Genomic DNA, 26,148 nt, shown 5'->3' with positions numbered 1-26,148 from the left:
TCCCGTGCCGAAACCCGCAACGCCGCGTCCGGGGTCCGTAGCGTGCCGTGTGCTGGGTTTCCCCGAGCGGTTCCGCCGGGGCCGCGGACGCGCACCGACGTCCGGAGGAACCCCCCGTGAACGCACTCCCCACCGCCCCGTTCACCGCCTCCCTGCCGCGCATCGGCAGCGCCGACGCGCCCGCCCAGCCCGTCGACCAGCTCCGCATCCCGCACCAGGCCGTGATCTTCGACATGGACGGCGTGGTCACCGACACCGCCGCCGTGCACGCCGCCGCCTGGAAGACCCTCTTCGACGGGATTCTGGCCGACGACCGGCTCGAGCCGGCGGAGGACGGCGTGGGGGTGGACCGGCGGAGCTTCGACGAGGACGCCGACTACCGCCACTACGTGGACGGCCGGCGGCGGGAGGATGGCATCCGCACCCTGCTCGCCGCCCGCGGCGCCCGCCTGCCCGAGGGCGACGAGACCCCGGGGGCGTGGTCGGTGCAGGGCCAGGCGGCGCTGAAGAACACCTACTTCCAGGAGGCCCTGGAGATCAGGGGCGTGCGGGTCTTCGAGAAGACGGTGGCGCTCATCGAGCGCCTGCGGGCCGCCGGGGTGCCGGTGGGCCTCGTGACGGCCAGCCGCAACAGCGTCCCGGTGCTCGCCGCGGCCGGCCTCCAGGACGCCTTCGACATCATCGTGGACGGGCACTTCGCCGCCGAGCACGGCCTGCCCGGCAAGCCCGCCCCGGACACCTTCCTCACCTGCGCCCGGATGCTGGGCGTGGACCCGGCCCGGTCCGTGGTGATCGAGGACGCCGTGTCCGGGGTCCAGGCCGCCGCGGCGGGCGGCTTCGGCACCGTGGTGGGGATCCGCCGGCACGGCGAGCGCAGGGACCTGTTCCGGGCCGGCGCCACGACGGTGCTCAACGACGTGGGCGAGCTGGACCTCGGCGCCCGCCGCGACGACCCGTGGAAGCTGGTGTTCGAGGGCTTCGACCCGGCGACGGAGGTCCGGCGGGAGACGCTGCTGACCCTGACCAACGGCTACATGGGCGTGCGCGGGTCCGCCTGCGAGTTCCCGGCCAACGGGGTGCACTACCCCGGCAACTACCTGGCCGGGGTCTTCAACCGGGTGGTCAGCCACCTCAGCGGCCGCGACGTGGAGCACGAGTCCATGGTCAACGCCCCCAACTGGACGCACCTGGACCTGCGCATCTCCGGCGGCGACTGGTGGTCCGAGGGCGGGCTGCGCCCCTCCGAGGAGCGCACCGAGCTGGACCTGCGCCGCGGCCTGCTCATCCGCTCCCTCGTGCTGACCGACCTCAACGGCGACCGCGGGGAGGACGGCTCCCGCGCCCGCCTGGAGATCGTCCAGCGCCGCCTCGTCTCGCTGCGCTACCGGCACCTGGGCGCGCAGGAGACCACGGTGACCGCCCGCGGCTTCTCCGGGCGCCTGCACCTGCGCACGGGCATCGACCCCAGCGTCCGCAACACGGGGGTGGCGGAGTACCAGGACCTCAACGACCACCACCTGGTGGACCTGGAGTCCACGTCGCTGCCCGACGACCACGAGACCCTGCTCTCGCACGTGCGCACCACGCAGTCCAAGATCGAGATCACCTCGGCGCAGCGCACCACGATCGAGGGCGGCCAGAACGTGCGGGAGCGCCGGGAGATCCGCCCCGGCGGCACGGAGTTCCGCCGCCACCAGGTCAACATCGCCGACGGGCGGCCGGTGATCATCGACTCCACCACCGCGGTCGTCACCAGCCGCGACGCCGCGATCGGCTCCCCCCGCGAGGGGGCCCTCGCCGAGCTGGACCGCAGCCCCAGCGGCGTGCGGGGCCTGCTGCCCTCGCACGAGGTCGAGTGGTCCCTGCTGTGGGACCGCTACGACGTGGACGTGTGCCCGGACCCCACGGAGCTGACCCCCGAGCTGCTCCTCACCCAGCTGGCGCTGCGGGTGCACCTGTTCCACGTGTCCCAGACCCTCGCCCCCCACATGTCGCTGCGCGACGCCGGGGTGCCGGCGCGCGGCCTGCACGGCGAGGGCTACCGCGGGCACATCTTCTGGGACGAGCTCTACATCCTGCCGGTGGTCAACCTGCGCCAGCCGCAGGTGACGCGCTCGCTGCTGTCCTACCGGTGGCGCCGGCTGCCCATGGCCAAGCACCGCGCCATGGAGTTCGGTCTCGAGGGCGCGGCGTTCCCCTGGCAGTCCGGCTCGGACGGCCGGGAGGAGACCCCGCCGGAGCTGTTCAACCACCACTCCAACCGGTGGCTGCCGGACAACTCGTGGCGGCAGTTCCACGTGGGCCTCGCGATCGCCCACAACGCCTGGATCTACTACGAGACCACCGGCGACGTCGACTGGCTGGCCGGCCAGGGGGCCGAGCTGATCATCGGCATCACCCGGCTCTTCGCGTCCCTGACCGACTACGACCCCGCGGACGGCCGCTACCACATCGCCGGGGTGATGGGACCGGACGAGTACCACGACGGCCCCCGCGGCCAGCACGGCGGCGGACTCAAGGACAACGCCTACACGAACGTGCTGGCGGCCTGGCTCTTCCGGCACAGCGCCCACATCTTCCACCACATGGTCGAGCACCAGCGCGAGGAGCTCTCCGCCCGCTTCGACCTCTCGGCCGAGGAGGTGGGGACCTGGCAGCAGATGTCGGAGCGGATGTTCGTGCCGTTCAACAAGGACGGCACCATCAGCCAGTTCCACGGCTACGACGACCTGGACGAGCTGGACTGGGAGTTCTACCGGGCCAAGTACCGCAACATCGGCCGCCTCGACCTCCTGCTGGAGAACGAGGGCGACATGACCAACAACTACAAGCTCGCCAAGCAGGCGGACACGATCATGCTCGTCTACCTGTTCGGCCCCGACGGCCTCGTGGAGGAGCTCGGGCGGATGGGCTACGAGGTGGACCACGCCGCCATCGAGCGCACCGTGGACTTCTACATCGCGCGGTCCTCGCACGGGTCCTCGCTCTCCCGGGTGGTCAACGCCTCGGTGCTCGCCTGGCTGAACCCGGACCGGTCGTGGTCGGCCTTCCAGGACGCGCTGCTGATCGACCTGGACGACACCCAGGGCGGGACCACGGGCGAGGGGATCCACCTCGGCGCCATGGCCGGTTCCGTGGACGTCGTCACCCGGGCCTACGCGGGCCTGCGCGTGCGCGGCGAGTGGCTGGAGTTCGACCCCGCGCTGCCGAGCCAGCTGGAGCGGGTCTCGTTCACCGTGCTCTACCGGGGCCAGGTGATCCGGGTCTGCATCGACCACCACGTCCTCGAGCTCGAGGGCACCTCGCGCCGGGCCGGCAACGTCACGATCCACGTGCACGGGGCGGAGTACGTGCTCAAGGGCGGGCAGAAGATCCGGGTCGCGATCCGGCAGCGCCACCCGCTCGGCGCGCTCCCGGCGGGGTCGCGGACGGCCTGAGCCGCAGCGGCCGCGCTGGTCCTTCCCCACGCCGGGCACACGCCCCGGATCGCCGCCTCCGCCTTCGTGGCGCCGACCGCCACGGTGGTCGGCGACGTGGAGCTGGCCCCCGGCTCCGGCGTCTTCTACGGCGCCACGGTGCGCGGGGACCGCTCCCCCGTGCGGCTGGGGGCGGGCTCGAACCTCCAGGACAACGTGGTGGTCCACTCCGACCCCGAGCACCCCTGCACGATCGGGGCCGGCGTCAGCGTGGGCCACGGCGCCGTGGTCCACGGCTGCACGGTGGAGGACGAGGTCCTGGTGGGCATGAACGCGACCGTCCTCAACGGCGCCGTCATCGGCTCCGGGTCCCTGGTCGCCGCCGGCGCGGTGGTCCTCGAGGGCACCGTGGTGCCGCCGGGCTCGCTCGTGGCCGGGGTCCCCGCCAGGGTCCGCCGCGAGCTCACCGGGGCGGAGCGCGAGAAGGTGCGCGCCAACGCCCGCACCTACGTGCAGCTCTCCGCCGAGCACCGCGAGCTCAACGCCTGAGCCCGGCCGGTCACTGGGCCGCGAGGGTGCGAGCGTAGTCCAGGTAGGCGTCGTGGTCGAAGCCGGGCAGCAGGCACGACTGCACCACGTAGCCCTGCAGCACGGAGAGGATGGCCTGGGCGAACATCGCGACCCACTCGCGGGAGCGCTCCGGGTCCAGGCCGAGCTCCTCGGCGGCCCACCGGCCGTAGCGCTCCTCGACCCGCGCGCGCACCCGTGCGAGGTGCTCCCCGGCCACCGCCGCCAGGGCCGGCTCGCTCACGGCCTCGCCCCACGTGATGAGCAGCAGCCGCGTGGCGTCCGGGTCCGCGGCGAGCCGCTCCAGCAGCTCGGCCACCCATCCGGCCGGGTCCGCGCCGGGGTCCTCCGGCGCCGGGCGCCCGGCCGCCGCGGCCCGTGACGGGCCCGCGGCCGGCGGCGCGCCCTCGTCCACGGTCGGCGGCGCGTCCTCGTCGACGGCGAGGACGCGGTCCAGGGCCGCCCGCGCGGACGCGACCACGAGCTCGTGCTTGGACGGGAAGTGGTTGTACAGCGCCCCGGCGGAGAGCCCCGTCGCCGCGATGATCCGGTGCATCGACGCCCCGCCGAAGCCGTGCTCCAGGAAGCAGCGGCTGGCCGCCGCCACGATCTCGCGGCGGCGCTCGTCCTTGTACTGCTGGCTGACCCGAGGCACGCCGCCAGTCTAGGCGACGAACGGTCGTTCGCTTCGGGACCCGGGGGCCTCGGCCCGCCCGGCCGGGGCGTGGCAGAATGCGCCCATGCCTGCCGCGACCCTCCCGCCCTTCGTCGACGCCGCCCTCGACGCCGCCCACCTGGACGCCCCGCTCACGGCGACGGGCCGCACGCTCGGCTGGGGCGTGGTCAGCACGGCCGACATCGCCGAGAAGGTGGTCCCGGACATCGCCGCCCTCCCGGACGCCCGGCTCGTCGCCGTGAGCTCCCGCGACCAGCACCGCGCCGAGGACTTCGCCCGCCGGCACGGGGTGGAGCGGGCGTACGGGAACACCGCGGCCGGCACGGGCCTGGAGCGCCTCGCGGCCGACCCGGACGTGGAGGTGGTCTACGTGGCCACGCCCCACGGCTACCACCACCGGGACGTGTCCGCGCTGCTGCGCGCAGGCAAGCACGTGGTGTGCGAGAAGGCCCTGGCGATGACCGCCGCGGAGGTCCGCGACCTCCTGGAGCTGGCGCGCGCGCACGGGGTGTTCCTCATGGAGGCCGTCTGGACCCGGATGACCCCCGGCTTCCGCACGGCGATGCGCTGGATCCGGGCGGGGCGGCTGGGCCGGGTGCGCTCGGTCGAGGCCTCGATCGGCACCCACCGCCCGGTGGACCCCGGCCACCGGCTCTTCCGCAACGCCGACGGCGGCGGGGTGCTCCTGGACATGATGGTCTATCCGCTGACCTGGACCGGGGCCGTGCTGGGCGCCCCGCAGCGCTGGACGGCCCAGGCCGAGCTCGGCGCCACGGCCGTGGACCTGGACACCGCCCTGACCCTGGACTTCGGGCACGGCCGGGGCCACGTGAGCGGCACCCTCTCCAGCACCGTGCCGCACCAGGTCACCGTGAGCGGCACGCACGGCTGGCTGCGCGTGGACGGGCGGATCAACTGCCCCACCACCCTGGTGCTGCAGAGCGCCGACGGCGCGCGCCGGGGCGCCGCCCCGGTCGTGGAGCAGGTGGCGGTGACCGGCGCCGGGTACGTCTACGAGATGCGCGAGGCCACCCGGTGCATCCAGCAGGGGCTGCCGGAGTCGCCCGTGATGCCCTGGGCCGACTCCCTGGAGCTGGTCGAGCTCTTCGACCGGGTCCGTGAGCGGATCGGGGTGGAGTACCCCAACGACCGCCGCTGAGGGTCGCGCCGGCGCCGCCGGCGTCCGGGTTCGCCCTCGGCGATCGAGCGTCGCAGCCGTTGAACCCCGCCCCGCGGCGGGGCTATCATCGATCCTGGTTGAGCCGGTATGACTCAACTAAATGTCAAAGGCACTGCTCATGTAGTTGAGGAGATGATGGACGTGGCCACGATGTTCACGCCGTTCAACGATTTCGACCGCCTCGCCGCCTCGCTGTTCGCCCGCCAGGGCCTGCGCGAGATGCCCATGGACCTCTACCGGGACGGCGACCGCTACATTCTGCGGGCCGATCTGCCGGGCATCGACCCGGAGAGCGTCGACGTCGACGTGGACGGCCAGCTGCTGACCATCCGGGCCGAGCGGAAGCTGCCCGAGGTCCGGGACGTCCAGTGGATCACCCGGGAGCGGCAGAGCTCCTCGTTCGTGCGCCAGCTCAACCTCGGCCAGGGCATTGACATCCAGGGCATCGCCGCGAGCTACGACAACGGCGTGCTCACGGTGACCATCCCGGTCTCCGCGCAGGCCAAGCCGCGCAAGATCCAGGTGGTCTCCGGCCAGGGCGAGCAGCAGGCCCTGGGCGAGGGCACGGAGGGCGACCGCGTGATCGGCGAGGGCGAGCTCGTCAACGGCACCCGCTCGACCCAGCCCACCGAGGGCTGATCTCGGCGGTCCCGGCGCGCGGGCGCCCGGGCACCGCCGCGGCCGCGGGCCCGTTCCTCCCGGGGAGCGGGCCTGCGGCCGTGTCCGGCGGCGTCCACGGGCGGGCGCCGGTCACCGGGGCGGGCGCGGGCTCGGGTATCTTGGCACCAGGACACACCGACCCGCATCCGTCGACACACATGGGAGACAGCCCGCACATGGCAAAGATCATCTACACCCGCACCGACGAGGCGCCCCTGCTCGCCACCTACTCCCTCAAGCCCGTCATCGAGGCCTACGCCTCGACCGCCGGCGTCGAGGTCGAGACCCGGGACATCTCCCTGGCCGGGCGCATCCTCGCGGCCTTCAGCGACCGGCTGCCCCAGGAGCAGCGGGTCGACGACGCCCTCGCCGAGCTGGGCGACCTGGCGAAGACGCCCGAGGCCAACATCATCAAGCTCCCCAACATCTCCGCCTCCGTGCCGCAGCTCAAGGCCGCGGTGCGGGAGCTGCAGGAGCAGGGCTTCGCGCTGCCGGACTACCCGGACGAGCCGGAGACCGACGAGCAGAAGGACGCCCGGGCCCGCTACGACAAGATCAAGGGCTCCGCCGTGAACCCGGTCCTGCGCGAGGGCAACTCCGACCGGCGCGCCCCCGCCTCGGTGAAGAGCTACGCCCGCAAGAACCCGCACCGGATGGGCGAGTGGTCCGCGGACTCCCGGACCAACGTGGCCACCATGGCCGCCGACGACTTCCGCGCCAACGAGAAGTCCGTGGTCGTCGACTCCGACGACACGCTCCGGATCCGCCTGGTGGGCGAGGACGGCAGCACCACGGTGCTCAAGGAGTCTGTGCCCGTCCTCGCCGGCGAGGTCGTCGACGCCACCGTGATGCGCGCCGCCGCCCTGGACGCCTTCCTCGCGGAGCAGGTCCAGCGGGCCAAGCAGGAGGGCGTGCTGTTCTCCGTGCACCTCAAGGCCACCATGATGAAGGTCTCCGACCCCATCATCTTCGGCCACGTGATCAAGGCGTTCTTCCCGGAGGTCTTCTCCGCCTACGGCGCCCAGCTGGAGGAGGCCGGCCTGTCCCCGAACAACGGGCTCGCCGCGATCCTCAACGGCCTCGACGCCCTCCCCGCCGACGTCCGCGAGGACGTGCGGACCGCGCTCGACAAGGGCCTCGCCGAGGGCCCGGAGCTGGCCATGGTGAACTCCGACAAGGGCATCACCAACCTGCACGTGCCCTCGGACATCATCGTGGACGCCTCGATGCCGGCCATGATCCGCTCCTCCGGGCACATGTGGGGCCCGGACGGCGAGGAGGCCGACACCCTGGCCGTGCTGCCGGACAGCTCCTACGCCGGGATCTACCAGGTCGTGATCGACGACTGCCGCGCCCACGGCGCCTTCGACCCGCGCACCATGGGCTCCGTCCCGAATGTAGGGCTCATGGCGATGAAGGCCGAGGAGTACGGCTCCCACGACAAGACGTTCGAGATCCCCGCGAAGGGCACCGTCCAGCTCGTCGACTCCTCCGGCGCCGTCCTGCTCGAGCACGAGGTCTTCCCCGGCGACATCTGGCGCGCCTGCCAGACCAAGGACGTCGCGATCCGGGACTGGGTCAAGCTGGCGGTGACCCGCGCCCGGGCCTCCGCGACGCCGGCCGTGTTCTGGCTGGACCGCACCCGCGCCCACGACACCAACCTCGTCGCCAAGGTCGAGCAGTACCTCGCGGAGCACGACACCGAGGGCCTGCAGATCGAGATCATGTCCCCCGTGGAGGCCACCGCCTTCTCCATCGAGCGGATCCGCCGCGGCGAGGACACCATCTCCGTCACCGGCAACGTGCTGCGCGACTACCTGACCGACCTGTTCCCCATCCTGGAGCTGGGCACCTCCGCGAAGATGCTCTCCGTGGTCCCGCTCATCAACGGCGGCGGCCTCTTCGAGACCGGCGCCGGCGGGTCCGCCCCCAAGCACGTCCAGCAGCTGGTCGAGGAGAACCACCTGCGCTGGGACAGCCTGGGCGAGTTCCTCGCCCTGGCCGCGAGCCTGGAGCACCTGGCCACCACGGCGGACAACGCCCGGGCCCGGATCCTCGGCGCGTGCCTGGACCGCGCCACCGGCACCTTCCTCGAGGAGAACAAGTCCCCGAGCCGGAAGGTCGGGGAGATCGACAACCGCGGCAGCCACTTCTACCTGGCCCTGTACTGGGCCCAGGAGCTGGCCGGCCAGGACGAGGACGCCGAGCTGGCCCAGGCCTTCACGTCCGTGGCGGAGCAGCTGGCCGCCCACGAGGACGCGATCAACGAGGAGCTGCTCTCCGTGCAGGGCCGCCCGGCGGACATCGGGGGGTACTACCGCCCGGACGACGCCAAGACGTCCGCGGTGATGCGCCCCTCCGAGACCCTCAACCGGGTGCTCGCCTCGCTGTCCGTGTGAGCCGGTCCCGCGCCGGACGCCCCCGGGCGGCCGGCGGGCACGGCAACGGCCGCACCCCTGAGGGGTGCGGCCGTTGCCGTGCCCGGCGCCGCCGCGCCGGGCGGCGGATCAGTGGAAGAAGTGCCGCGCCCCGGTGAAGTACATGGTCACGCCGGCGGCCTCGGCCGCGGCCACGACCTCCTCGTCCCGGATCGACCCGCCGGGCTGGACGACGGCGCGCACGCCGGCGTCGAGCAGCACCTGCAGCCCGTCCGCGAAGGGGAAGAACGCGTCCGACGCCGCCACGGACCCGTGCGCGCGCTCCGCGCCGTCCTCGCCGAGGCTGTTCGCGCGCTCGACGGAGAGTTTGCAGGAGTCCACCCGGTTGACCTGGCCCATGCCGATGCCCACCGAGGCGCCCTGCTCGGCGAGCAGGATCGCGTTGGACTTCACGGCCCGCAGCGCCTTCCACGCGAAGGCGAGGTCGGCCAGCGTCCGCTCGTCGGCCGGCGCCCCGGCGGCGAGGGTCCAGGCGGCGGGGTCGTCGCCGGCGGCGTCGAGCCGGTCGGCGACCTGGAGGAGGGCCCCGCCGGAGACCTGCCGGTACTCGAGGGCGTCGCGGGCGAAGCCCTCGGGCAGCTCGAGCAGGCGGATGTTCTTCCGGGCCTGCAGGATCTCCAGGGCCTCGGGCTCGAAGCCGGGGGCCACGACGACCTCCGTGAAGATGTCCTTGACCGTCTCCGCCATCGCCCGGGTCACCGTCCGGTTCGCAGCGATCACGCCGCCGTAGGCGGAGAGCGGGTCGCACGCGTGAGCCTTGCGGTGGGCGTCGGCGATGGGGTCCTCGGCGCCGGGGGTGGCCACCGCGATGCCGCACGGGTTGTTGTGCTTGACCACGGCCACGGCCGGCTCGTCGAAGTCGTAGGCGGCGCGCAGGGCGGCGTCGGCGTCCACGTAGTTGTTGTAGGACATCTCCTTGCCGTGCAGCTGGTCCGCCTGGGCGATGCCGGGGGCGGCCGCCTCGTCGACGTACAGGGCGCCCTTCTGGTGCGGGTTCTCGCCGTAGCGCAGGGAGGCGGAACGCTCGAGGGCCAGCCCCGCGTAGGGCGGCCAGAAGGCGGCGTCCTCGTCCTGCTCGAACTGCTGGGCCGTCCACGTGGCCACGGCCGTGTCGTAGGCGGCGGTGTGGGCGAAGGCCGCGGCGGCCAGCCGGCGCCGGGCCGCGAGGTCGAACCCGCCGGCGCCGGCGGCCTCGACCACCGCGCCGTAGGAGGCGGGGTCCACCACCACGGACACGGCCGCGTGGTTCTTCGCGGCCGCGCGCACCATGGAGGGGCCGCCGATGTCGATCTGCTCGACCACCTCGTCCTGGCCGGCCCCGGAGCGCACGGTGTCCACGAACGGGTAGAGGTTCACGACCACGAGGTCGAACGGCTCGATGCCCAGCTGCGCGAGCTGGTCCACGTGCTCCTGCTTGCGGCGGTCCGCGAGGATCCCGGCGTGCACGCGCGGGTGCAGGGTCTTCACCCGCCCGTCCAGGCACTCCTGGAAGCCGGTGACCTCGGAGACCTCGGTCACCGGCACGCCCGCCTCCGCGATCCGGCGCGCGGTCGAGCCGGTGGAGACGATGGCCACCCCGGCCTCGTGCAGACCGCGGGCCAGGTCGTCCAGTCCGGTCTTGTCGTAGACGGACACCAGGGCCCGTCGGATGGGCACGCGGTCAAGTCGGATGGGGCTCACAGATTCTCCAAGCGTCGGGATCGGGGCTGCCGGCGGACACCGCCGGGGACCATTTTACGGACCCGCGACGCGACGCCCCGCCGTGCCGCCCGACCGTGCTGCCCGACCGTGCTGGCGGCCCCGTCCGCGGGCGCCGCGCCCGGCGGCTCAGCGCGCCGGGACGGAGCGGGCGAGCAGGCCCAGGGTGTCCACGAGCAGCTCCCGCTCGGCGGCCTTGATCCGCTCGTGCAGGCGCTCCTGCGTGTCCTCCTCCTGCACCGGCACCGCCGCCTGGGCGAGGATCGGGCCGGCGTCGACGTCGGCCACGACCTCGTGGACGGTCACCCCGGTGACCTTGACCCCGTGGGCGAGGGCGTCCCGGACCGCGTGCGCCCCGGGGAAGGAGGGCAGCAGGGACGGGTGGGTGTTGACGATCCGGCCGCGGAACGCCTCGACGAACTCGGCGTCCACGATCCGCATGAACCCGGCGAAGAGCACCCGGTCGGGGGCGTGGGCGGCGACCGCCTCCTGCAGGGCCCGGTTCCACCGCGCCCGGTCGGGGTGGTCCGCGGGCCGGACGAGGAAGGTGGTGATCCCGGCCGCCTCCGCGCGCTCGAGCCCGCGGCAGGGCGTGTCCGCCCCCACGGCCGCGATCTCGACGTCGATCCGGCCCGCGCCGACGGCGTCGAGGACCGCCTGCAGGTTGGTGCCGGAACCGGAGACCATGACCACGATGCGCATGGGCTCGAGTCTAGTCGGGCCGCGCGGGGCGGTCCGGACGGTGCCCTAGAGTGGGGTGCATGACCCCTCCCCGCCCGCATCCCGAGCCGGCCCCCGCGGACGCCCGGCGTGCCGCCACGACCCGCACGGCGGGAGCCGCGCTGGTGTGCGCGGCGGTGGCCCTCGTGCTGGTGGGCTCCGGGCTGTGGCCGACGGTGGGCGGGCTCGTCGCCGCGGCGGCCGGGCTCGGCCTGGGCATCGCGGCGCTCGCGCGCTCGCGCGGCGCCGGCCGGCGTGCGCTGCTGGTGGTGAGCGCGGTCGCCGCGATCGTGCTGGGCGCCCTGGGCCTGGCCACCGGCGGGGCCCGGCTGCTGCTGTGGCCGGTGGCCGAGGCCTACCAGCAGTGCGTGTCCAGCACGCTGACCCTCTCGGGGACGGCGCAGTGCCAGCAGCAGCTCGAGGACGGGATCTGGAGCTATCTCTCCGGGGACCCCGGGGCCTCGGGAGGCGCCGCGGGCGCGTCCACGTCGAACGCCCCGACCGGCTCCGGGTCCTCCGCGTCGGCCACGCCGCGCCCCTGAGCCGCGCTGCCGCCCGCTCCTCCCGCCGGGCCGGCCGAGCGCATGGCCCGCCGCGCCGCGGCCTCGGCCCGGCGGCGCCGGCGGGCCTCCCGCCGGCCCGCCCGGCCGTGGTCCGCACCGGGCCCGTGGCCGGGCCCCGCTCCGGCGGCGCCCAGCGGCGCGAACGGCGGCTCCCGCTCCAGCCACGGGCCCACCAGGCAGCCCACCGCCGCCCCCACGGCGACCTCCGCCCCGAACCACAGCAGCACGTCCGGCCCGTCCGGGCCGATCACCGTGAGCCGGCCCAGCCCGAGCGAGCCCTGCGCCAGCAGGCTGAGCAGCATCGCCAGCACGCCGGCGACCGCGCCGACGAACAGCCCGGTCAGCAGCGTGGAGAGCGGGAAGGTGATCCAGCGGGCCGGCAGCCGGATGGCCATCCAGTCGTCGAGGTGGTTCTCGCCCTCCCGCACGAACCACCAGCCGGCGAGCACCCCGGCCAGGACCGGCAGCACGACCACGACCGCCGACCAGGACGGCAGCTCGCCGGGCGGCAGCGCGGCCAGGGCCGGGAGCAGCGGGACCGGCCCGGTCCGTGTGCCCAGCGGTGAGGCGTGCGTGCCCTCGCCCACCTCGAAGCCCGCGCCGGTGGCCCACGCGAGGGCGTAGACGGCGAGGTTCGGCAGGTAGCCCAGCTGCAGCCCCGTCAGGGCGGTGTCCCCCGGGGCCCCGGTGCCCAGCCGCTGGTAGACGTTGACCACGTCGTTCCAGTTCCACAGCAGCGCCGCGGCCAGCAGCGCCGCCCCGGCCCCGACCCCGGCGACGACCGCGACGAAGCCCGCCCGCAGCACCGCCCACACGTAGGAGCCGGCCCACCGCGAGTACTGGCTGGTCCGCTCGACCCACGCGGCGGCGTTGACGCCGATCAGCCCGGGCAGGGAGCGGGAGGCCCGGTACGCCCCGACGAACGCGCCCAGGGCCACCGGCACGAGGGGGAACACCGCGGCGGCGGCCGGCCCCGCCGAGACCTCTCCGGTCCCGAAGAGCAGCGCGGCCACGGCCCCCGCGGCGGAGTACACCGCGAGCCCGCTCAGGTACGGCTGCCAGAACTGCCCTTCCCAGCAGGCCCGGGCCAGCCGCCGGCCGGCGTGCCAGGCCAGTACGAAGGGCACGAGCGTCAGGCCCAGCGGGACGAGGGTGACGGCCCCGGTGGTCGCGGGCAGGCCGGCCCCGGGGTCCAGGGCCACCTGCAGCGGGGTGAGGTGGGCCAGCAGCCACACCTGGCCGGAGAGGACGAAGCTGCCGGTCAGCCCGAGCGAGTCGAAGCCGTCGGCGAGCCACACCATGAGCACGGTGAGCAGGATCAGCAGGTAGGAGACCACGGCCACGGAGCCGAGCTCCACCACGCCCTGCAGCCACAGCGGCATGGGCACGCCGCGGCGGTCGGCGGAGGGGGCGGGGGAGGAAGAGCCTTGGGAGTTCATCACCGTCCATCCTCCCACGCCGCCGGCGCCCGGGCCGAGGTTTCACGGGGCCTTCACCGGCGGGCCACGTGCCGATCCCCCCGCGGACGCCCGTGCCCGGAAGGCTCGGCGCCATGAGAGTCGCCGTGGTCGCCGAGCAGTTCCTCCCCCACCTCAACGGTGTCACCCACTCGGTCCTGCGGGTCGTCGAGCAGCTGGGCGCCCGGGGGCACGACGTGGTGGTCGTGGCGCCCTCCTACGCCCCCGCGCCGCTCGGGCGCCTGGCCGAGGACGTCGTCGAGGACCTCGACGGCGTGCCGGTGCACCGGCTGCCGGCCCTGCCGCTCACCGGCTATCCCGACGTGCGCGTGGCCGGCGGGACCGTGGCCCGGGTGCGCCGGCACCTGGAGCGGTTCCGCCCCGACGTCGTCCACGTCGCCTCCCCGTTCGTCCTGGGCCGGCGGGCGATCCTCGCGGCCCAGCAGCTCGGGGTGCCGGCCGTGGCCGTGTACCAGACGGACGTGCCCGGCTACACGGCGAAGTACGGGGCCCCCTTCCTCGAGCAGCTGCTGTGGGGGCACGTGCGGAGCATGCACAACGCCGCGACCCTGACCCTCGCCCCGTCCTCCTCGGCGGTGGGACAGCTCACCGCGCACGGGGTGCGCGACGTCCACCTGTGGCGGCGCGGGGTGGACACCGCCCGCTTCTGCCCGCGGCACCGCGACGAGCGGTGGCGGGCCGAGGTGGGGGGCGGCCGCCGGATCGTGGGCTACGTGGGCCGGATCGCCCCGGAGAAGCAGGTCGAGGACCTCGCCGCGGTCGCGGACCTGCCCGGCACCCGCCTCGTCGTCGTGGGCTCGGGACCGGAGGAGGAGGCGCTGCGGCGCCGCCTGCCGGGCGCGCACTTCACCGGCCGCCGCTCCGGGGCCGACCTCGCCCGCATCATGGCCTCCCTCGACGTGTTCGTGCACCCGGGCGAGTTCGAGACGTTCTGCCAGACCGTGCAGGAGGCCATGGCCTCCGGGGTGCCGGTGGTCGCCACGGGCCGGGGCGGCCCGGTGGACCTCGTCGACTCCTCCCGCACCGGCTGGCTCTATCCGCCCGGGGACCTCGCGGCGCTGCGCGGCCACGTGGCCGACCTGGTCGGCGACGAGGCCAAGCGGGCCGCCTTCGGGGCCGCCGCGCACGCCGCCGTGCAGGGGCGGACGTGGGACGTGCTGGTCGGGCAGCTGCTGGAGCACTACGACCGGGCCGTGGCGCTGGGCGCCCGCGCCCACGGTCCCCGCCACCGACGGACCGCCTGAGGCCTAGCCCCGGGCGGGGACCGCCTCCAGCACGGGAGCGCCCGTGCCGGCGTACCGTCCGGGCTCGGCGCTGAGCACCGTGAGCCCGTGCACCAGCGCGGTGGCGGCGGTCAGCCCGGCCACCGGATCGGCGGTCCCGGCGGCGCCGAGGGCGCCCCACGCCCTGCTCACGGCCGCGTCCACGGGCAGCACGCGGTCCGGGAAGCGCAGCTCCAGCTGCTCGGTCCACCGCGCCTCGTCGGGCCGGTCCGACAGCAGCTCCCCCAGCACCAGGGCGGACAGGAACAGCCGTCGGTGGCCGTGCCGGCGCAGGACCCCGGCGAGCTCGGGCGAGCGCTCCGGGGTGCGCACCCCGAGCAGCACGGATCGGTCCAGGAGCAGGTCCACGGGGTCGGTCCTCCGCCGGTCCTCAGGCCGCGGCGGCGAGGCGGCCGCGGGCGGGGGCCAGCAGGAAGTCCACGAACTCCGTGCGCGCCTGCACCACGCGGGCGTAGTCGTCGATGCTCATCGCCGCGCAGCCGAGCGCGGCCGGGGCGGCGGGACCGGGGGCCGGGCCGCCCGGGCGGGCGGCGACGATGGGAAGGGCGTCTGACATGACCGGGATCCTTCGGGCGCTCTTGCTCGCAGCGGGTGCCGCCACGGCGGCGATGCGAGCCGCTTCGTCATCCGAACCACCCGTGAACATGGGGTTGGTGCCCGGCCAAGTCGGAGCTTGTCGACCGGATCTCTTGAAGCTGCCCCCATTCAACCACATCGCCCCGGCCCGGTCCCGCCCGGCCGGGCGCGTGAGCCGGCATTCCCCGCCCCGTCACCGCGGCGACACCTCGCCGACACATCGCTGCGCTGGAATGGGCCCCGCGCACCCGGGCGAGCCCCGACATTACGGTTCGGTGACACCGGCCATGCCGGTCCTGTCGGTCTGTCGGAGGCGCGCGGTAGCCTGGAGCTGCTTCTCGAGATGCGGCGTCCGCGTGCTCGAACGGAGGGCGGACCGCCCTCCCGAGGGACCGCGGAGGGGCTCCGACCCGCTGCGCGCCAACCCGATGTTCCCGGGTGGATCGGATGACGAAGCGGCGGGCAACGACACCGGATGCCCGCAAGAACGTCAGGAGAAAACATGACCATGTCCGAAGAAAGAACACCCTCCACCGACCAGCGGGAGGAGTGGGTCGACGTCACCGTCACCGCCCTCCCCGATCTGCACCTCGTCCGGCTCACCTCGACCGACGGCGACGTGCAGGAGTACCTCAGCCCGGAGGCCGACGACCTCGCCGCCGCGGCGGAGCACGCTGCGGGCACCGCGCAATGGTGCGCGAAGTACCGCCAGCTCCTCGTCCCCGGCGCCCTGGCCGCGACCGGCCGGCACCCGTTCTTCAAGCTCCACCCCGCGTCCCTCCCGCTGTCGGCGTAGCCGGCGGGCGGGACACGGCGAAGGCCGCAGCCCGGCGGGCTGCGGCCTTCGCCGTGCGGTCGGCGCCCCCGCGGAACGGGTCCCGCGGGGGCAGCGCCTCACTCCAGCCCGTAGTCCCCGGGCGATCCCCAGCCCTCTCCCCCCGCCCCCTCGGCGGGGGCGTCCAGGTCCCACTCGGAGACCTCGAGCTCGAAGGGCACGGAGACGTCGAGCTCGGCGTCGGGGACCCGGTTCACCACGAAGGGGTCCTCCTCGTCCGGCGGGCGGGGCGGGACGGGACCGGTCATGCGCGCTCCTGCCGATTGCGGGGGTACGGCAGAACCGCCGCCGGGCGCAGGCCCGACGGCGGTTCTGGACGATCAACGGGCTCGTGGGCCCGGCGGAGCTAACGTCAGGAGATGACGGTGATGTTCGCGGCCTGGGGGCCCTTCGGGCCGTCCTGGGTCTCGAACTCGACGCGGTCGTTCTCGTTCAGGGAGCGGAAGCCGCTGGAGTTGATCGCGGAGAAGTGGGCGAAGACGTCCTTGGAGCCGTCCTCGGGGGTGATGAAGCCGAAGCCCTTGTCAGCGTTGAACCACTTGACGATACCGGTAGTCATGGTGAGACCTGATCTTTCGTGAGATGTACGTTTCCCGACGTTCGAGAAACACAGGAGTTGCGATGCGCGGAAAACGTCTTCTCAGAAAAACTGCTGCACCCGGATGGGCCGAACTGCTTGAAATACAAAAACGACAACCTCAACAACTCCGATCCACTCTACACGAGTTCCGGCGCCCCGCCACCCCCGCGGCGGCCGCCGCGGGGCGTTGCCGGGTCCGTGCCGCTCAGCCGGCCAGCAGCGCCTCGGCGACGTCCCGCAGCCGGGCCCGCTCCTGCTGGTCGGGGGCGAAGACGCCCGCGGCGTCGGCGAACCACACGCCGTCGGCCAGCAGCCGCACGGCCAGCAGCCGGCTCCGGTGCCCGGGGGGCAGGTCCTCGGGCAGGTCCACCCACGGCGTCACCCGTGCCACCCAGCGCTCCTTGAGCGTCGCGCGCAGCCGCTGGTCCGTGAGCATCACCAGATCCGTCTCGTCGACCTCCCCCGACAGGCACCAGTCCAGGTAGGCGCGCAGCCGCTCGTCGGCCGGCACCTGCTCCGGCGGGGCGCAGAGGCGGCGGGCCATCTGCGCGTCCCAGCCGTCCATCACCCGGTCCACCAGGGCCAGCATCAGGGCCTCCTTGGTGGGGAAGTGGTACATCACCCCGGGCTTGGTGAGGTCCGCCTGCCGCGCGGCCGACGCGAGGGAGACCGTGCCGCCGCTGCGGATGAGCTCGAGGGCGCCGTCGAGGATCCGCTCCCGGGAGGAATTGTTCATGGGAGGGACTTTACCAACCGGAAGGATGGTGTCACGATGTTGCGCACGGCCGGTGTGATCCGCAGCACCGCACCGGCCCACCACAGGAGGACGCCGTCCCACCCCGTCCGGTCCCCCCGGGACCGGTCACCGGGTGCGCTGCGCCCCGGACCACTCTCCACAGGAGGATCCGTCCCATGACCACTGCCGTGCACGACAGCACGTCCCGGAGTGATGCCCCCGCCGGCGCCCGGCGCCCCCGTCCGACCGTCAACCGGAGGGTGTTCGCCGGCTCGGCCGTCACCATCGTCCTGTTCTCCCTGTGGGCGATCCTCGCCCCCGACCAGGCGTCCGCGGCCATCAGCGCCGTGGTCGGCTGGATCGCGACCAACATGGGCTGGTTCTACGTCCTGACCGCCACCGTGGTGACGGTGTTCGTCCTGGTGGTGGCGTTCTCCCGCGAGGGGAGCATCAAGATGGGCCCCGACCACTCCAAGCCCCAGTACAACCTGTTCACCTGGACCGCGATGCTCTTCGCGGCCGGCATCGGCATCGACCTGCTGTTCTTCTCCGTGGCCGAGCCGGTCACCCAGTACTACGGCCCGCCCGCCGGGGACGGCGGCACGGCCGAGGCCACCCGCATGGCCGTGGTGTGGACGCTGTTCCACTACGGCGTCACGGGCTGGGCCATGTACGCCCTGATGGGCATGGCCTTCGGCTACTTCGCCTACCGGTGGAACATGCCCCTGAGCATCCGCTCGGCCCTCTATCCCCTGATCGGCAAGCGGGTGCAGGGACGCACGGGGGACGCCGTGGACATCGCGGCGCTGCTGGGGACGATCTTCGGCGTGGCCACCTCGCTGGGCATCGGCGTGGTGCAGCTAAACTACGGCCTGTACCTGCTGTTCGGGATCGAGGAGGGCGTCGCCGCGCAGATCGGGCTCATCGTCGTGGCCGTGGTGATGGCCACGGCCTCGTGCGTCTCGGGCGTGGACAAGGGCATCCGCCGGCTCTCCGAGCTCAACGTCCTCATGGCGGTGGCGCTGGTCGTCTGGGTGCTCCTCGCCGGCCGGACCTCGTTCCTGCTCGACGCCACGGTGCAGAACCTCGGCGACTACGTGGCCGCGCTGCCCGGGCTGACCCTGGACACCTTCGCCTACACCGGCGCGGCGGAGTGGATGGCGGGGTGGACCCTGTTCTTCTGGGCCTGGTGGATCGCCTGGGCGCCGTTCGTCGGGCTCTTCCTGGCCCGGATCTCCCGCGGGCGCACCCTGCGCGAGTTCGTGATCGCGACCCTGACCGTGCCGTTCCTGTTCATCCTCATCCTGGTCTCGGTCTTCGGCAACAGCGCCCTGGCGATCGTCACGGGAGGCGACGACGCCTTCGGCCAGGCCGCCATGAACACCCCCGAGCGGGCGTTCTACTCGCTGCTCGAGCAGTACCCCGGGGCGCCGGTGCTCATCGCGCTCGCCTCGCTCGCCGGGCTGCTGTTCTACGTCACCAGCGCCGACTCGGGCGCCCTGGTGATGTCCACGTTCACCTCGACCATCCAGGACCCCACCCAGGACGGGCCCAAGTGGCTGCGCGTCTTCTGGGCCGCGGCCACCGGTCTGCTGACCCTGGCGATGCTGCTCGTGGGCGGGGTCCCGACCCTGCAGGCGGCCACGCTGATCATCGGCCTGCCCTTCTCGATCGTGATGTACCTGATCATGATCGGGTTCTGGAAGGCGCTGCGCGCCGAGCGCTCCCAGCGCGAGGGGCGCAGCTCCACCCGCCGCTCCGCGGCCGCCTCCCGCATCCCCGGCCCGGACAGCCACTGGCGCCGCAGGCTCTCCCGGACCGGGTCGTTCCCGGGCCCCAAGGCCGTGCGCCGCTACGAGGACGAGGTGCTGGTGCCCGCGCTGACGGAGGTCGTCGAGGAGTTCCGGGCCCACGGGCGCGACGCCGGGCTGACCAGCTCGGTGGTCGGCTACCAGGACCTGTCCGAGCACACGCTGACCGTGCGCATGGGCGGGGACCGGGACTTCTGCTACCAGGTCTATCCGGTGGCCACCCCCGTGCCGGCCTTCGGCGGGCACCGCACCAACCCCGACTCGGACCTCTACTACCGCCTGGAGGTCTTCAACGAGACCGGCTCCCAGGGCACCGACGTCATGGACTGGTCCCACGAGCAGGTCATCAACGACGTCCTCGACAGCTGGGAGGCGCATCTGGCCTTCCTGAGCATCCACACCGGCCCGTCCGTCCTCCAGGACGGTGAGCAGGGCCACCCCGACTGGTCCACCGACATCCACGACGTGCCGACGGGGCAGCTCCCCGCGGTGCCGAAGGAGGCACACCCGTGAGCGAGACCCTGTTCATCGACGGACGCTGGGCGGCCGCCGCCGCCGGCGGCACCCGCACCATCGTCTGCCCCGCCGACGGCACCGAGGTCGGCGTCGTGGCCGAGGCCACGGCCGAGGACACCGAGCGCGCCATCGCCGCGGCCCGCCGCGCCTTCGACGACGGCCGCTGGTCCTCGGTGCCCGGCCCGCAGCGCGGGGACCTGCTGCTGCGGGTCGCCGCCCGCCTGCGCGAGCGCAAGGACGAGTTCGCCCGCGCCGAGTCCCTCGACACCGGCAAACGCCTGGTGGAGTCGGAGATCGACATGGACGACATCGCCGCCTGCTTCACGTGGTTCGGCAAGAACGCCGCCGAGCAGGCCGGCCGCGTCGTCGACGCCGGGGACCCGGCCGTGGTCTCCACGGTCGTCACCGAGCCGGTGGGCGTGTGCGGGATGATCACGCCCTGGAACTACCCGCTGCTGCAGGCGGCCTGGAAGATCGCCCCGGCGCTCGCCGCCGGGTGCACCTTCGTGCTCAAGCCCGCCGAGCTCACCCCGCACACGGCGATCCTGATGATGCAGGTCCTCCAGGAGGTCGGCCTGCCCGACGGCGTGGCGAACCTCGTGCTGGGCGCCGGCGCCGAGGCCGGCGCACCGCTGTCGAGCCACCCGGACGTGGACCTGGTCTCCTTCACCGGCGGGGTGCTCACCGGCCGGGCGGTCGCCGCCGCGGCCGCGCCCACCGTGAAGAAGATCGCCCTGGAGCTGGGCGGGAAGAACCCCAACGTGGTCTTCGCCGACGCCGACTTCGACGCCGCCGTGGACAACGCCCTCAACGGCGCGTTCGTGCACTCCGGCCAGGTCTGCTCCGCCGGGGCGCGGCTGGTGGTCGAGGAGTCGATCGCCGAGCGCTTCGTCGACGAGCTCGTCCGCCGCGCCGAGCGGATCCGGCTCGGCGGGCCCTTCGACGAGCAGGCCGAGACCGGCGCGCTGATCTCGGCCGCCCAGCGCGAGAAGGTGCACGCCTACGTCGAGCACGCCCGCGAGCAGGGCGCCCGGATCCGCACCGGCGGCGCGTTCGCCGCCGGGGCGTCCGCCGACGGCTCGCTGGACCTCGAGCAGGGCTTCTTCTACCGGCCCACGGTGATCGACCGCTGCACCCGCGAGATGGACTGCGTGCACGACGAGGCCTTCGGCCCCACCGTCACGGTCGAGACGTTCACGACCGAGGACGAGGCGGTCGCCATCGGCAACGACACCATCTACGGCCTCGCCGGGGCCGTGTGGACCTCCGACGCCGGACGCGCCCAGCGGGTCGCCGCCCGCCTGCGCCACGGCACGATCTGGATCAACGACTTCCACCCCTACCTGCCGCAGGCCGAGTGGGGCGGGATGAAGCAGTCCGGCATCGGCCGCGAGCTCGGCCCCACCGGCCTGGGCGAGTACCAGGAGCTCAAGCACGTCTACCAGAACACCGCCCCGGCCGTGACCGGCTGGTTCGCCGCGCACTGACCCGTGCCCGCCCCGGCGCCGTCGTCGCCCCTGGAGGACGACGGCGCCGCCGGGCCCGGGCACCCCTGAGACCACGAGACCCCGAGACGTCGAGGAGAGACATGAGCACGCCCAGCCCCACCCACGCCCCCGAGACCCCGCAGGAGTTCGACTACCTGGTCGTCGGCGGCGGCTCCGCCGGAGCCGTCGTCGCCGCGCGGCTCTCCGAGGACCCCGCCGTGACGGTCGGGCTCGTCGAGGCCGGCCCGCACGACCGGGGCATCGACGAGGTGCTCACCCTCAGCCGCTGGATGGAGCTGCTCGAGTCCGGCTACGACTGGGACTACCCGCTCGAGGAGCAGGAGAACGGCAACTCCTTCATGCGCATGGCCCGGGCCAAGGTGCTCGGCGGCTGCTCCTCCCACAACTCGTGCATCGCGTTCTGGGCCCCGGCCGAGGACCTCGACGAGTGGGAGGAGGTCCACGGCGCCGAGGGCTGGAACGCCGAGACCGCCTTCCGGCTCTACCAGAAGCTCGAGACCAACGACGACGAGGGCGCCCACCACGGCCACGACGGGCCCGTGCACCTCATGCAGATCCCCGACGCCGACCCCTGCGGCGTCGCGCTGCTGGAGGCCTGCGAGCAGGCCGGCATTCCCCGCACGCCGTTCAACACCGGCAAGACCGTGGTCGAGGGCGCGAACTTCTTCCAGATCAACCGCCGGCCCGACGGCACCCGCGCCTCGGCCTCGGTGTCCTACCTCCACCCCGCCGCGGACCGGGCGAACCTCACGGTCCTGCACTCCACCCAGGCCACGCGCGTGGTCGTGGAGGACGGCCGGGCCGTGGGCGTGGAGGTCGTCGACAACGCCTTCGGCACCGCGCGCACCGTGCGCGCCCGCCGGGAGGTGGTCGTCTCCGCCGGGGCCGTCGACACCCCCAAGCTGCTGATGCTCTCCGGGATCGGCCCCGCCGAGCACCTGCGCGAGGTCGGCGTGGACGTGCTCGTGGACTCCCCCGGCGTGGGCTCCCACCTGCAGGACCACCCCGAGGGCGTGATCCAGTGGGAGGCGAGGAAGCCGATGGTCACCGAGTCCACCCAGTGGTGGGAGGCCGGGATCTTCACCCGGATCGACCCCGACGGCGACCGGCCGGACCTGATGATGCACTACGGCTCCGTCAACTTCGACATGCACACCTACCGGCAGGGCTACCCCACCGCGGACAACGCCTTCTGCCTCACCCCCAACGTCACCCACGCCCGCTCCCGCGGCACCGTGCGGCTGCGCTCGCGGGACTTCCGGGACAAGCCGAAGGTCGACCCCCGGTACTTCACCGACCCCGAGGGCTACGACATGCGGATCATGACCGCCGGGATCCGCCGGGCCCGCGAGATCGTGGCGCAGTCCCCGCTGGCCGAGTGGGCCGGGCGGGAGCTGTTCCCGGGCGAGGACGTGCAGACGGACGAGGAGATCGCCGACTACGTGCGCCGCACCCACAACACCGTCTACCACCCGGCCGGCTCCTGCCGGATGGGCCCGGTGGACGACGCCATGTCCCCGCTCGACCCGCAGCTGCGGGTCAAGGGCGTGCGCGGGCTGCGGGTGGCCGACGCCTCGGTGATGCCGGAGCTGGTGACCGTCAACCCCAACATCACCGTCTACATGATCGGTGAGCGGGCCGCCGAGCTGATCGCCGCGGACGCCGTCGACCGGGCGGCCGCCGAGGACCGGGCGGCCGTGCCGACGGCCTAGCCGCGGACGGGAGCGGGCCCCGGGTCGTGAGACCCGGGGCCCGCCGCGCGGGAGCCGCTCAGCTCATCAGCTTGTCGACCAGCGCCTGGGCGAACTCCGGGGAGACGTCCCCGTAGTTCAGCGAGAAATCCTCGTCCACCTTCGCGGGCAGCAGCCCCGAGCACAGCACCGCGGCGCGGGCGTAGAGCCCGGCCAGCTCCGCCCCGATGGGCACGGACAGCAGCTCCAGCTCGGGGTCGTAGGAGACGATCGGCACCCCGGCCTGCCGGGCGGCGAGGTGCTTGCCGATCCCGGAGGCCACGAACCGCGCGTGGCCGGACTCGACGTCGGCCGGGGTGCGGAAGGCGTAGCGCGTCCGGTGGTGGTGGTTGATCCGGTACAGCCCCGGCCGGTTCCGGTCCTCGGTGGACTCCCAGGTGGCGTCCTCGGGCACGAACCGCTCGGCGACCCCGTTGTACTGCATCTCCGCGCGCCGCAGGTGCGCCTCGACCTCCGACAGCGGCGGCAGGGTCTCCAGCATCGCGGGCCCGGCGTCGAGCACCACGTCGCAGAAGCCCGCGGGCAGCGCCGCCTGCAGCCTCTCCAGGTCCACGTCCTGCAGCAGGGTCGTCCCGTGGTCCTCCGGGGAGAGCACCACCACGGAGGCCTCCTGCGCGGCGGCCGCCTCGGCCACCACGGACTCCTTCTCCGGCGTCCACCCGCCGGTGAGCAGCACGGAGCCGTCCACGAGCTGAGTGAGGGACGGCCCGCAGACCTGCCAGCGGCGCACGGTCCAGTGCTCGTCGCGGACCACCTCCAGGAAGCCCAGGGCCTGCAGGTGGCCCACGAACCACTCCTCGAACCGCTCCGAGTCCTCCAGCTGCCGGGCCAGGATCGACAGGCTGGAGCGCTTGCCCCCGCCCAGGAAGGTGAGGGCGTCGCGGAACGGCGCCCAGGACGTGGGGTACTCCCCCTCGTCGGGACCGATGAAGCGCAGCGCCTCCACGGACCCGGTGGAGGTGATCGCGGACGGCTTCGTGAGCCGCCCGGGATAGCGCTTCTGCAGCCCGCACTGGGCGCACTCCCCGAAGATCCAGGGCGCCTTCGCCTTCGGCTCCATGGCGGGCAGCACGATCCGGTGCCGGCCGGTGGCCAGGCAGGAGCGTCCCTCCGGCTCGGGCAGCACGTTGGTGCGCTCGAGCAGCAGCTGCCCCTCGGAGGAGTGCCAGCCAGGGGCACCCGGCACCTCGTGCGCCCCGGGCGCCGGGCGCGCGGGCAGGTTGTCGAAGGCGCCCTGCACGTAATGCTCGGGCAGCCGGCCCACGGTGGAGGCGGTGACCGGCCACAGCGGCTCGTCCGCCACGTGCACCATCTCCCCCTCGTAGCCGAGGGAGCGCTGGGTCAGGTAGAAGGACGAGTCCCGCAGCTTGAACTCCCGGCGCTGCCTGACCGTGCGCCCGGCCTTGAGCACCAGGGTGTAGTCGTTGGGCCGGAGCGTCCCGTCGGCCCGGGCCAGGGGCGTGCCCTGGAGGGAGATCTGGAACGGCGGCACCCGGGCCTCGGCCAGCTTCGCCTTCTCCAGCTTGAAGGAGTGCGGATTGCGCCACTCGCACTCCACGGTCAGTGGCACGTCGGAGTCCGAGGTGATCGTCACCTGCGGGGGCCGCTGCGTGGACCAGCGCACCACGTCGCCGGGGATGCGCAGCCCCCCGGAGAGGGTCACCGCCGGCACCAGCCGCGGCACGAGGCCGGAGAAGTTGTCGTTGGCGGTGAGCTCCGGGTTGCCCGCCCGCAGCACCTGCACGTCGTCGAACATCACCCAGCCCTCCGCGAGGCCGTGCGTGCCGGCCTCCACGAAGCGGTAGTCCGGGGACGCGGAGTCGTCGAGCACGCGCTTGATCTGGGCGATCCACTCCGGCTCGTCCCGGACCATGATCCGGCAGGGCCAGGCCGCGGGGATGTGGTCCACCGAGATGAAGGTGTCCGAGAACCCGTCCTTGGCGAAGACGACGACCGGCCGCGGATTGCGCTCAAAGCGCACGTCCCCGGCGCTGAGGCGCAGCGCCCCGCCGAGCAGCGTCCCCGGGTCCGTGCGGGCGGTGTAGGCCGACACGCCCAGGAAGGCGTCCCCGATGAAGGACAGGAACACGGTGCGGGGACCGGCGGTGGTCTCCAGCTCCACCTCCCGGCCGGACAGGAACCGCTTGGGCACCACGAAGCCGAGCTCGAACACAGGGTTGCCCACGTAGTCGGTGCTGTCCGTCAGGGACAGCGAGCACGACTTGACGGCGCTGCGGCCGGGGCCGCGGACGTGCGCGCGGACCTCGGCGCGGGCCTGCTCGCGGGACTGCTCCCACACGGCGAGCTCGGCCAGGGCGATCTCCAGTCCCGGCTCCCGGGTCAGCGGGTTCGCCCAGACCTGCTTCATGGCCTTCGAGGCCTTGGTCTCGGCCATGTCCAGCCAGAAGTCCAGGTAGACCCCCAGCTCGGCGGCGGAGAGGCCCTGGGCGGTGGTCATCCCCAAGTCCTCGAACATCCGGTGCAGCTGGCGGCGCTCCGCCTCCCCGAACATCGTCTGGGACAGCGCGAGCCCCACGGGCCGCTGGTTCACCGCGTAGGCCGTGGGCAGCCCGATCTCGCCGTCGCGCAGCTCCAGCCAGTAGCGCAGCGCGTCCCAGTACGCCTCGGTGTCCTTCTTGAACGAGGCCTCGAGGGCCTTGGCGTTGTCCGGGCCGGCCTGCAGCAGCACGGTCAGCGGCAGGAAGAAGGTCGAGACGGACTTGTTGCCCGTGCGCGCCGCGAGGGTGGACATGTGCCGCCCGGCGAGCGCGAACAGCGCCAGCAGCGCGACGACGGGCGGCGGCGGGATCTCCGCGATGGAGTCCAGGCTGCGGCGGGTGGCGCGGTACCACTGGCCGTTGAGGCGGTTGAAGACGTCGAACACGGAGCGCCGGCCGTCCCCGGTCACCAGCAGGGGGGTCACGGAGTCCGCGAGCGCCCGCAGCGCGGAGGGCCCGTCCAGCCCGCGCTCCTCGCCGATCGCGGCGAGGATCTTGTCGTCGAGGTCGAGGTAGATCAGCTCTCCCGCCCGCTCCGGGCCGAAGAAGGCCGCGCAGACGGCGTCGTTCCACCGGAGATAGGCGAGCTCCTCGGCACTGTCGGCAATGGCATGGTCTCCGAGGCGGAGCCCAGCAGTGTCGGGCACGAGTCCTCCGT

The 26,148-nt window shown here is 73.5% G+C and carries 21 protein-coding genes and 2 riboswitches; of the genes, 11 read left to right on the top strand and 10 right to left on the bottom strand.

Translation table 11 applies throughout. The annotated features are described in order from the left end of the window. The first annotated feature begins 116 nt into the window (after window positions 1-116). Both ACWCOM_RS09610 and ACWCOM_RS09605 read left to right on the top strand, forming a co-directional pair. Window positions 117-3,437 carry a beta-phosphoglucomutase family hydrolase gene (locus ACWCOM_RS09610; protein ID WP_454548515.1) on the top strand — a complete coding sequence of 1,107 codons (3,321 nt, stop codon included), beginning with the start codon at window positions 117-119 and terminating at the stop codon, window positions 3,435-3,437. 15 nt (window positions 3,438-3,452) lie between these two features. Then, window positions 3,453-3,965 (top strand): gamma carbonic anhydrase family protein, encoded by a 513-nt coding sequence (locus tag ACWCOM_RS09605; protein ID WP_454548525.1) that lies wholly within the window; start codon window positions 3,453-3,455, stop codon window positions 3,963-3,965. A gap of 10 nt (window positions 3,966-3,975) precedes the next feature. On the opposite strand, the gene ACWCOM_RS09600 is transcribed toward ACWCOM_RS09605, so the two are convergent. Next, window positions 3,976-4,638: a TetR/AcrR family transcriptional regulator gene (locus tag ACWCOM_RS09600; protein WP_454548514.1), complete on the bottom strand. Its 663-nt coding sequence runs from the start codon at window positions 4,636-4,638 to the stop codon at window positions 3,976-3,978. Window positions 4,639-4,723: 85 nt separating this feature from the next. On the opposite strand from ACWCOM_RS09600, the gene ACWCOM_RS09595 reads away from it, so the two are divergent. The 3 genes from ACWCOM_RS09595 (at window position 4,724) to ACWCOM_RS09585 (ending at window position 8,898) form a co-directional block, all read left to right on the top strand. Further along, window positions 4,724-5,818 (top strand): Gfo/Idh/MocA family protein, encoded by a 1,095-nt coding sequence (locus tag ACWCOM_RS09595; RefSeq protein WP_454548513.1) that lies wholly within the window; start codon window positions 4,724-4,726, stop codon window positions 5,816-5,818. 156 nt (window positions 5,819-5,974) lie between these two features. Next, complete coding sequence (locus ACWCOM_RS09590; protein WP_454548524.1) at window positions 5,975-6,478, top strand: Hsp20/alpha crystallin family protein; 504 nt, start codon at window positions 5,975-5,977, stop codon at window positions 6,476-6,478. Window positions 6,479-6,675: 197 nt separating this feature from the next. Further along, entirely contained in the window at window positions 6,676-8,898 is a 2,223-nt protein-coding gene (locus ACWCOM_RS09585) for an NADP-dependent isocitrate dehydrogenase (protein ID WP_454548512.1), read from the top strand. A gap of 108 nt (window positions 8,899-9,006) precedes the next feature. On the opposite strand, the gene purH is transcribed toward ACWCOM_RS09585, so the two are convergent. Together purH and purN are read right to left on the bottom strand one after the other, a co-directional pair. Continuing rightward, complete coding sequence (gene purH, locus ACWCOM_RS09580) at window positions 9,007-10,617, bottom strand: bifunctional phosphoribosylaminoimidazolecarboxamide formyltransferase/IMP cyclohydrolase (RefSeq protein WP_454548511.1); 1,611 nt, start codon at window positions 10,615-10,617, stop codon at window positions 9,007-9,009. Window positions 10,618-10,764: 147 nt separating this feature from the next. After that, entirely contained in the window at window positions 10,765-11,337 is a 573-nt protein-coding gene (gene purN / locus ACWCOM_RS09575) for a phosphoribosylglycinamide formyltransferase (RefSeq protein WP_454548510.1), read from the bottom strand. A gap of 59 nt (window positions 11,338-11,396) precedes the next feature. Here purN and ACWCOM_RS09570 point away from each other — a divergent pair, with 59 nt between their 5' ends. Further along, the gene (locus tag ACWCOM_RS09570; RefSeq protein WP_454548509.1) at window positions 11,397-11,897 is read left to right on the top strand and encodes a hypothetical protein; all 501 of its coding nucleotides are present in this window, start codon (window positions 11,397-11,399) and stop codon (window positions 11,895-11,897) included. Here the strand turns inward: ACWCOM_RS09570 and ACWCOM_RS09565 are convergent. Continuing rightward, window positions 11,792-13,357: a cell division protein PerM gene (locus ACWCOM_RS09565; RefSeq protein ID WP_454548508.1), complete on the bottom strand. Its 1,566-nt coding sequence runs from the start codon at window positions 13,355-13,357 to the stop codon at window positions 11,792-11,794. The genes ACWCOM_RS09570 and ACWCOM_RS09565 overlap by 106 nt on opposite strands. A 113-nt stretch (window positions 13,358-13,470) precedes the next feature. Between ACWCOM_RS09565 and ACWCOM_RS09560 the strand changes: the two genes are divergently transcribed. After that, entirely contained in the window at window positions 13,471-14,640 is a 1,170-nt protein-coding gene (locus tag ACWCOM_RS09560) for a glycosyltransferase family 4 protein (RefSeq protein WP_454548507.1), read from the top strand. A 3-nt stretch (window positions 14,641-14,643) separates the two neighbouring features. On the opposite strand, the gene ACWCOM_RS09555 is transcribed toward ACWCOM_RS09560, so the two are convergent. Further along, complete coding sequence (locus ACWCOM_RS09555) at window positions 14,644-15,027, bottom strand: PIN domain-containing protein (protein ID WP_454548506.1); 384 nt, start codon at window positions 15,025-15,027, stop codon at window positions 14,644-14,646. A gap of 22 nt (window positions 15,028-15,049) precedes the next feature. Continuing rightward, complete coding sequence (locus ACWCOM_RS09550; protein WP_454548505.1) at window positions 15,050-15,235, bottom strand: hypothetical protein; 186 nt, start codon at window positions 15,233-15,235, stop codon at window positions 15,050-15,052. Between the two features lie 13 nt (window positions 15,236-15,248). Continuing rightward, window positions 15,249-15,374, bottom strand: a riboswitch (SAM riboswitch). A 261-nt stretch (window positions 15,375-15,635) separates the two neighbouring features. Further along, window positions 15,636-15,749, top strand: a riboswitch (SAM riboswitch). A gap of 8 nt (window positions 15,750-15,757) precedes the next feature. Between ACWCOM_RS09550 and ACWCOM_RS09545 the strand changes: the two genes are divergently transcribed. Then, window positions 15,758-16,051 carry a hypothetical protein gene (locus ACWCOM_RS09545; protein ID WP_454548504.1) on the top strand — a complete coding sequence of 98 codons (294 nt, stop codon included), beginning with the start codon at window positions 15,758-15,760 and terminating at the stop codon, window positions 16,049-16,051. A 98-nt stretch (window positions 16,052-16,149) separates the two neighbouring features. On the opposite strand, the gene ACWCOM_RS09540 is transcribed toward ACWCOM_RS09545, so the two are convergent. The 3 genes from ACWCOM_RS09540 to ACWCOM_RS09530 all read right to left on the bottom strand — a co-directional run bounded on the left by ACWCOM_RS09540 (window position 16,150) and on the right by ACWCOM_RS09530 (window position 17,406). Continuing rightward, window positions 16,150-16,338 carry a hypothetical protein gene (locus tag ACWCOM_RS09540; protein ID WP_454548503.1) on the bottom strand — a complete coding sequence of 63 codons (189 nt, stop codon included), beginning with the start codon at window positions 16,336-16,338 and terminating at the stop codon, window positions 16,150-16,152. Between the two features lie 104 nt (window positions 16,339-16,442). Further along, the gene (gene cspE / locus ACWCOM_RS09535) at window positions 16,443-16,649 is read right to left on the bottom strand and encodes a transcription antiterminator/RNA stability regulator CspE (protein ID WP_454548502.1); all 207 of its coding nucleotides are present in this window, start codon (window positions 16,647-16,649) and stop codon (window positions 16,443-16,445) included. A 226-nt stretch (window positions 16,650-16,875) separates the two neighbouring features. After that, window positions 16,876-17,406: a TetR/AcrR family transcriptional regulator gene (locus tag ACWCOM_RS09530; RefSeq protein ID WP_454548501.1), complete on the bottom strand. Its 531-nt coding sequence runs from the start codon at window positions 17,404-17,406 to the stop codon at window positions 16,876-16,878. Between the two features lie 176 nt (window positions 17,407-17,582). Here ACWCOM_RS09530 and betT point away from each other — a divergent pair, with 176 nt between their 5' ends. From betT to ACWCOM_RS09515, 3 genes are all read left to right on the top strand, one after another. Then, entirely contained in the window at window positions 17,583-19,730 is a 2,148-nt protein-coding gene (gene betT, locus ACWCOM_RS09525) for a choline BCCT transporter BetT (protein ID WP_454548500.1), read from the top strand. Then, window positions 19,727-21,220 carry an aldehyde dehydrogenase family protein gene (locus tag ACWCOM_RS09520; RefSeq protein WP_454548499.1) on the top strand — a complete coding sequence of 498 codons (1,494 nt, stop codon included), beginning with the start codon at window positions 19,727-19,729 and terminating at the stop codon, window positions 21,218-21,220. The genes betT and ACWCOM_RS09520 overlap by 4 nt, the downstream gene beginning before the upstream one ends. A 101-nt stretch (window positions 21,221-21,321) precedes the next feature. Further along, a complete protein-coding gene (locus tag ACWCOM_RS09515; RefSeq protein WP_454548498.1) occupies window positions 21,322-22,953 on the top strand; it encodes a GMC family oxidoreductase in 1,632 nt (543 codons plus the stop codon). 58 nt (window positions 22,954-23,011) lie between these two features. Here the strand turns inward: ACWCOM_RS09515 and ACWCOM_RS09510 are convergent, their stop codons facing one another. Continuing rightward, complete coding sequence (locus ACWCOM_RS09510; RefSeq protein ID WP_454548497.1) at window positions 23,012-26,137, bottom strand: hypothetical protein; 3,126 nt, start codon at window positions 26,135-26,137, stop codon at window positions 23,012-23,014. Window positions 26,138-26,148 lie beyond the last annotated feature (11 nt).

Source organism: Kocuria sp. KH4 (assembly GCF_053711175.1).
This window is presented reverse-complemented; position numbering and strand designations above follow the sequence as displayed.

Excerpts from the sequence above, each read along its gene's own strand:
- ACWCOM_RS09560 (WP_454548507.1), top strand. The coding sequence starts at position 13,471 with ATGAGAGTCGCCGTGGTCGCCGAGCAGTTCCTCCCCCACCTCAACGGT.
- ACWCOM_RS09545 (WP_454548504.1), top strand. The coding sequence starts at position 15,758 with ATGACCATGTCCGAAGAAAGAACACCCTCCACCGACCAGCGGGAGGAG.
- ACWCOM_RS09565 (WP_454548508.1), bottom strand. The coding sequence starts at position 13,357 with ATGAACTCCCAAGGCTCTTCCTCCCCCGCCCCCTCCGCCGACCGCCGC.
- ACWCOM_RS09590 (WP_454548524.1), top strand. The coding sequence starts at position 5,975 with ATGGACGTGGCCACGATGTTCACGCCGTTCAACGATTTCGACCGCCTC.
- ACWCOM_RS09585 (WP_454548512.1), top strand. The coding sequence starts at position 6,676 with ATGGCAAAGATCATCTACACCCGCACCGACGAGGCGCCCCTGCTCGCC.
- purN (WP_454548510.1), bottom strand. The coding sequence starts at position 11,337 with ATGCGCATCGTGGTCATGGTCTCCGGTTCCGGCACCAACCTGCAGGCG.
- betT (WP_454548500.1), top strand. The coding sequence starts at position 17,583 with ATGACCACTGCCGTGCACGACAGCACGTCCCGGAGTGATGCCCCCGCC.
- ACWCOM_RS09595 (WP_454548513.1), top strand. The coding sequence starts at position 4,724 with ATGCCTGCCGCGACCCTCCCGCCCTTCGTCGACGCCGCCCTCGACGCC.
- ACWCOM_RS09515 (WP_454548498.1), top strand. The coding sequence starts at position 21,322 with ATGAGCACGCCCAGCCCCACCCACGCCCCCGAGACCCCGCAGGAGTTC.
- cspE (WP_454548502.1), bottom strand. The coding sequence starts at position 16,649 with ATGACTACCGGTATCGTCAAGTGGTTCAACGCTGACAAGGGCTTCGGC.
- ACWCOM_RS09530 (WP_454548501.1), bottom strand. The coding sequence starts at position 17,406 with ATGAACAATTCCTCCCGGGAGCGGATCCTCGACGGCGCCCTCGAGCTC.
- ACWCOM_RS09550 (WP_454548505.1), bottom strand. The coding sequence starts at position 15,235 with ATGTCAGACGCCCTTCCCATCGTCGCCGCCCGCCCGGGCGGCCCGGCC.
- ACWCOM_RS09540 (WP_454548503.1), bottom strand. The coding sequence starts at position 16,338 with ATGACCGGTCCCGTCCCGCCCCGCCCGCCGGACGAGGAGGACCCCTTC.
- ACWCOM_RS09570 (WP_454548509.1), top strand. The coding sequence starts at position 11,397 with ATGACCCCTCCCCGCCCGCATCCCGAGCCGGCCCCCGCGGACGCCCGG.